We start from the raw sequence: 5,399 nt of genomic DNA, 5'->3' as shown, positions 1-5,399 counted from the left end.
CCACGCAGCGGCTGCTGCGCGACCCGGACGCCGGATTCGCGGGCGTGATCGAGGAGGCCAAGCGCGTCGTGGCCCTCGGGGGGCACGGACCGGAGGGACCATAGAGCGTGTTGATCGGTGAGGTGGCGCGACGGTCCGGTGTCAGTGCCCGCATGCTCCGGCATTACGAGTCGCTCGGCCTGGTGCGCCCCTCGGGCCGCACCGGCTCCGGCTACCGGGAGTATTCCGGGCAGGACATCCGGCGGATCTTCCATGTCGAGAGCCTGCGGTCGCTGGGGCTCTCGCTGCGGGAGATCGGGCGCGCGCTCGACGATCCGGCCTTCACGCCCGCGGACCTCGTCGGCGACCTCGTCCGTCGGACGCGCGAACGCATCGCCGCCGAGACCGAGTTGCTCACGCGGCTGCACCGGATCGATGCCACGGCGCCCACCGGCTGGGAGGACGTCCTCCAGGTCGTCACGCTCCTGCGGGCGTTGGGGTCCGAGAGCGCCGACGCACGCCAGCGCGCGGCCCTCTCCCCGGCCGCCGAGGTGCCGGTGGAGGCCCTGGTCGAGGCGGTGCTGAGCGAGACGGACACGAATGTCGCCGGCGCCCTGCGCTGGGCGCTGGCCCGCACGGGCGACGGCGGCCCGGCGCTCCTGGCCCAGGGCCTCGGTTCACCGGAGTCCGCGGTACGGCAACGCGCCGTCCAGTCCCTCGCCGAACTACCCGGCGACGAGGCCACCGCCCACCTGCGCGACGCGCTCACGCACCCCGACGTTGTGGTCCGGGGATACGCGGCCCTGGCGCTCGGGACACGGGGCGAGGCCGCCGCGGTTCCCACGCTCGTCGACATGATCGTGGCGGGCAGGAACGACACCGACGCGGCCGACGCCCTGAGCGTGCTGGCGAGCGACGCCCCGGCGGCGGACCGCATCGCGGCCGCGCTCACCGCCCGCCTCACCGACGACCCGCCCGATCCACCCGCACGCGGACGCCTGACCCAGGCACTGGCAGGCATCCCCGGAACGAGGGCGTCCCGGGTCCTCGTGGACCTGTCCCAGGACGAGGACCGCGCCGTGGCACTGACAGCCACGTATCTTCTCCGGCTACGAGAGACAGAGTGACCCGGCGTCTCCCCTTTGCCATGGGCACACGCCTCGCTGACACGCGAACGCCCTGCCGGTGCATAACGTCGGCAGGGCGCATTCGAGTAACCGCCAGTCACGCAAGGACGGTTGGTGCTGCGCACGCTACACGCCACCACTGACAACGCCGGGCGTTCCGCCCGCCGGACCGTCGGCCTCGGCACGGGCACGCAAGAGGAAGCCCCGCATCGACTGCAGAGAGCGCTACGAGTCATGCGTCCGTGAGCGATGAGTGCGCCGGACGCTCCAGCCCTCGTTGTCCAGAGGGTGTGCTCGGCCGCACCGTTCGTTCTGCAGGTGGTCGAGGTCGCTCGGGGGTACCTCGCTTGCTGCCGGCCGTCGCTGTGGCCGCAAGCACCCCGTCCGAACACGCTCCTGCGCCTGATGCGTGGGGCGCGCACGCTCGCTCTATGGGGAATAGCGAGGAGGCGCGGCGTATCGGCCGCGAGCCGTTGTTCAAGTGCGTGTACTGCGGTTTGCCGCAGGAGCGAGTGCCGACGACAGATCACGACTGGGTGATGCTCGAGCCGGACATGCGCCCGCTGGCGCATCTGGTGCCGGCCGGGCATCGGTGGATCGAAGTGTCGGACGGCAGGGTCGCCTTGTACGAGGTGTGCCCGGTGGATGGGGCGCAGCGTTGCAGGATCGAGCATGTGCTGGCGTGCCCGGCTCAAAAGTTGGGGAACTTGTGGCCGTGGCTGACGACGCTGCGGAAGGAGAACGGACGGCGGGCGGAACGGCAACGGGATGTCCCGCCGTTGCCGCCTGACGACGAGCAGTTGCCGGACGTGGGGTGATCAGCATCCGCCGGACGGGGCGTGATCGGTGGGCTTCGTCGTGTGCCGGGAGGTCAGTGCGCTGGGGGCCCGGTCTCCTCAGGCGTGGTGCCGGGTTCTTTCAGCGTTCTGGTCGCTTCTTCGTCGCGAGCTTGGAGCCAGTCGGCGATGTCCGGCGGGAATTCAGTGGCGGCGTCGTAGCGGGAGGAGTCGACTTGAACACGTTGCCAGCCGCGGGAGGTTCTCAGCTTCGCGCTGTGGAGCTTTGTGTCTTCCGTTACGGCGTCGGTGAAGATCGCCCTGGACAGCTGGGTTCCGGAGAGGTCCGCACCGGTCAGGTCCGCGCCGGTGAAGTCCGCGCGATCCAGTTCCGTCCCCGCCAGACCGGTGGAGCGCATCACCGTTTCACGGAACATGCACGCCCTGAGAGACACTCCGACGAACGTCGCGTGAGAAAGGTCGGCCCCGTCGAAGTCGGTGAGGTCGAAGTTGACGGGACCGAACTCGACTCTGTGCAGGTGGTAGCCGCGCAGGTCCGTCTGCGACAGGTCGAGGCGTTTGGGGTTTCCCATGGCTACCCCGGCGACGGAGTTCCTGCCGAGGACCACGAGCGCTGCCTTCACATCGAGTTTCTCCCTGCCCATGGCCCCTTCACTTCGGGGCGCCTGGGATCGAATGAATGCTGCGAGCACGTCGGCGATGGCTCGTCGGTCACGATCGCTATCGAGCATGATGCGTTCCAGGCTGTAGATGGCGCCCAGCCGTTGGGTGATGCTGTCCGTCGAACCGAGGAGCTTGATGGCTTCGACGTAGCGCCCTGTCACCTGGCCTTCGCGGGCCAGTGCGGACTGCTCCGCCTCGCGCTGTTGTGTCTCACGGAGCGTGGTCTCGAACTGTTTTTGGTTCTCGGCGAACTGGTCTTGTGCGTGCTGGAACTGTTCTCGTTCGAGGCGGTGTTTCTCGCGGGTGTAGTAGAGGCTCGCTGCGGTGAGTCCGCCGGCGGCGACGGCGATGAGCATGGTGCGGAATCCGGTGACGATGATTCCGGCGGAGGAGACCAGCTTGCCGTCCTCCTTGAGGTGATGGCCTTCGATCCACCAGGGCCCCCAGATGAGGAGCACGATGAAGGCGGCGGTCCCTGCCATGGCAACTGTCCAAGCCCATCGCGGGTGGCGTTTGCGCCACGGATCCCGGTGCTGTTCGGGTGCGGGCCCGCCCGTGCCTGGATCGTCGCTCATGCCCCGCATGATGTCCGTCTGCGGGCGGCGATATGCGATGAACGGCGCTTCTTGGTGCAGGAGTTGAGATCGGTGGCTTAGGTACCGCGCTCATGCGGCGGTGTCGGTTGCGCGGAAGGCCCGCGTCACGGGTGATGCGTCGACTGTCTTCCACGCCGCCCTGGGCATCATCTTGTCTCTTGGGATCTGCGGGCCAGTGTCTGGTGGATGTTGCGGGGCAGGTTCGTGAGCATCACAAGCGACCCCGCTCTCGCGATCGGATCGACCATCTACTCCCTGATTCCCCCGCGGGGCGACGCGAACGAGATTGCTGCGGTGCTGCAAGCGCACATCGACGAGAGAGACGCCTGGGAGCCACAGTGATCCTGCCGGTATCCAGAAATCTCTCCGGGTTCTGGATGATCTCCCCGGATTCTCCCTACGGCTCCGGATCTGACGGAAGACTCGACCGGAGAAGCACAGCCATCCAGCGGCAGAATTCTCCGGCCCCACCACGGCGAGCCGACCGGCCTCGCGCTCCCATTCCCTCAACCCGCGCGTGAGTAGGCGTCCTGCTGGGAACGGGTCAGGATCATGACAGAGATGACCATGACTGCCGTGCGCCCGGTCCATCCGGTGCGGCAGCTTCTCGCCGCCTCCGTCGGCAATGCCGTGGAGTGGTACGACTGGTATGCGTACACGTTCCTCGCCACGTACATCGCCGGCCAGGTCTTTCCCAAGGGTGCCGACAATTCGCTCGTGCCGTTGCTGTCCACGTTCGCAGTCTTCGCGGTGGGGTTCTTCATGCGGCCGGTGGGCGGGCTGATCATGGGGGCGGTCGCGGACCGGCACGGCAGGCGCGCGGCGCTGACCGTCACCATTTTGGTGATGGGCGGGAGCAGTCTGCTGGTGGGGATCACGCCGACGTACGCCGCCGTCGGTGTGCTCGCGCCCGTCGTGCTGGTGCTGGCGCGGTTGCTCCAAGGGCTGTCCGTGGGCGGCGAGTTCGCGGCCTCGACGACCTTCCTGGTGGAGTCGGCGGGTCCGGGGCGGCGCGGGCTGTTCTCCTCCTTCCAGTACGTGTCCACGTCGATCGGCCAGTTGGTCGCCTCCGGTGTCGCCGCGCTACTGGTGAGCACGCTCGGCGAGGATCAGATGGACGGCTGGGGCTGGCGTGTGCCGTTTCTCGTGGGGGCGCTGCTCAGCCTCGTCGGGTTCTGGATCCGGCAGGGCGCGCAGGAGACCCACAGCGCGCAGCCCCGGCAACGGCCCGGCCTGTTCGACGCGTTGCGCCGGTACCCGCGCCAGTCGCTGTTGATCTGCGGCATCACGGCGGGCGGCACGCTCGCGTACTACACGTGGACGTCGTACCTGCCGACGTACGCGGAGCTGAACACCGGCATGGACAAGTCGGACGCGCTGCTCGTGGGCACGGTCTCGTTGGCCTTCTTCGCGCTGCTGCAGCCGGTCGGCGGGCTGCTGTCCGACCGCTTCGGACGCAAGCCGCTGCTGCTCGTCTTCGGCCTCGGCTTCGCCGTGTCGAGCGTGCCGCTGCTGCACGCGCTGACGGGCTCGATCGCCTCACTGCTGCTCGTGCAGTGCGCGGGGATGGTGCTGCTGACCGGGTTCACGTCGATCTCGGCGGCGGTCAACGCGGAGGTGTTCCCGGCGCGGGTGCGGGCGGCCGGGATCGGCTTCCCGTACTCGTTGACGGTGGCGCTGTTCGGCGGCACGGCACCGTACATGGGCACCCTGTTCAAGGAGTGGGGCCGCAGCGGCCTGTTCCCCTGGTACGTCGCCGTGCTCTGCCTCGTCTCGTCGGCGGTGTACCTGCGGCTGCCGGAGAGCGCGCACCGGGAACTGGAGCGTTGAGTTCAGCGAGGGGTGCGCAGGGCGGCGGGGTCGAGGATCTCCTGGATGCACAGGCCCACGTCGTACGGACCGTGCGCCGGCGTCAGGAACGGGACGCGCAGGTCCTCGTACGACAAGGGCTTCTCCAGGCGGAGGTCGAGCCCCCTGCGGTCCAGGCGCACGGGCCGGATCCGGACCACGTCGGCGAGGTCGTCGCCGCTGAGGAGTGCGGCGAGTTCGACGAGGACGTCGGCGTGGCCGGTGTCGAGGTGTCCGAGGAGTTCGGCTTCCTGGGCCGCCAGCGGGTCGGGCGCCGCGGCGCCGAGGGCGGCCGCGTCGAGGAGGCGCACCGTGTCGTCCTCGGCGAGGGCGGCCCGCGCGGGACGGAACACGAGGGTGTCGGGCCCCGCGGTGGTGAGGCGGCCGCT

At 69.1% G+C, this 5,399-nt stretch carries 5 protein-coding genes and 1 pseudogene; 4 read left to right on the top strand and 2 right to left on the bottom strand.

Annotated features, from left to right (window positions below; translation table 11 throughout):
- The 3 genes and pseudogenes from G3I40_RS47155 to G3I40_RS14965 all read left to right on the top strand — a co-directional run.
- Positions 1–104 (top strand): annotated as a pseudogene (locus tag G3I40_RS47155) (HEAT repeat domain-containing protein); the annotation flags it as partial.
- A 3-nt stretch (positions 105–107) separates the two neighbouring features.
- Entirely contained in the window at positions 108–1,106 is a 999-nt protein-coding gene (locus G3I40_RS14970) for a HEAT repeat domain-containing protein (protein ID WP_164302667.1), read from the top strand.
- Between the two features lie 431 nt (positions 1,107–1,537).
- Entirely contained in the window at positions 1,538–1,924 is a 387-nt protein-coding gene (locus tag G3I40_RS14965; protein WP_203644085.1) for a DUF6083 domain-containing protein, read from the top strand.
- Between the two features lie 53 nt (positions 1,925–1,977).
- Here the strand turns inward: G3I40_RS14965 and G3I40_RS14960 are convergent, their stop codons facing one another.
- Positions 1,978–3,141 (bottom strand): pentapeptide repeat-containing protein, encoded by a 1,164-nt coding sequence (locus G3I40_RS14960; protein WP_164302666.1) that lies wholly within the window; start codon positions 3,139–3,141, stop codon positions 1,978–1,980.
- Positions 3,142–3,723: 582 nt separating this feature from the next.
- Here G3I40_RS14960 and G3I40_RS14955 point away from each other — a divergent pair.
- A complete protein-coding gene (locus tag G3I40_RS14955; protein WP_239091745.1) occupies positions 3,724–4,992 on the top strand; it encodes an MFS transporter in 1,269 nt (422 codons plus the stop codon).
- Between the two features lie 2 nt (positions 4,993–4,994).
- On the opposite strand, the gene G3I40_RS14950 is transcribed toward G3I40_RS14955, so the two are convergent.
- The coding region (locus G3I40_RS14950; protein WP_164302664.1) for a DUF2470 domain-containing protein at positions 4,995–5,399 on the bottom strand (405 nt) is incomplete at its 5' end.

It is taken from the genome of Streptomyces sp. SID14478 (assembly GCF_010548525.1).
Lineage (GTDB): Bacteria > Actinomycetota > Actinomycetes > Streptomycetales > Streptomycetaceae > Streptomyces.
This window is presented reverse-complemented; position numbering and strand designations above follow the sequence as displayed.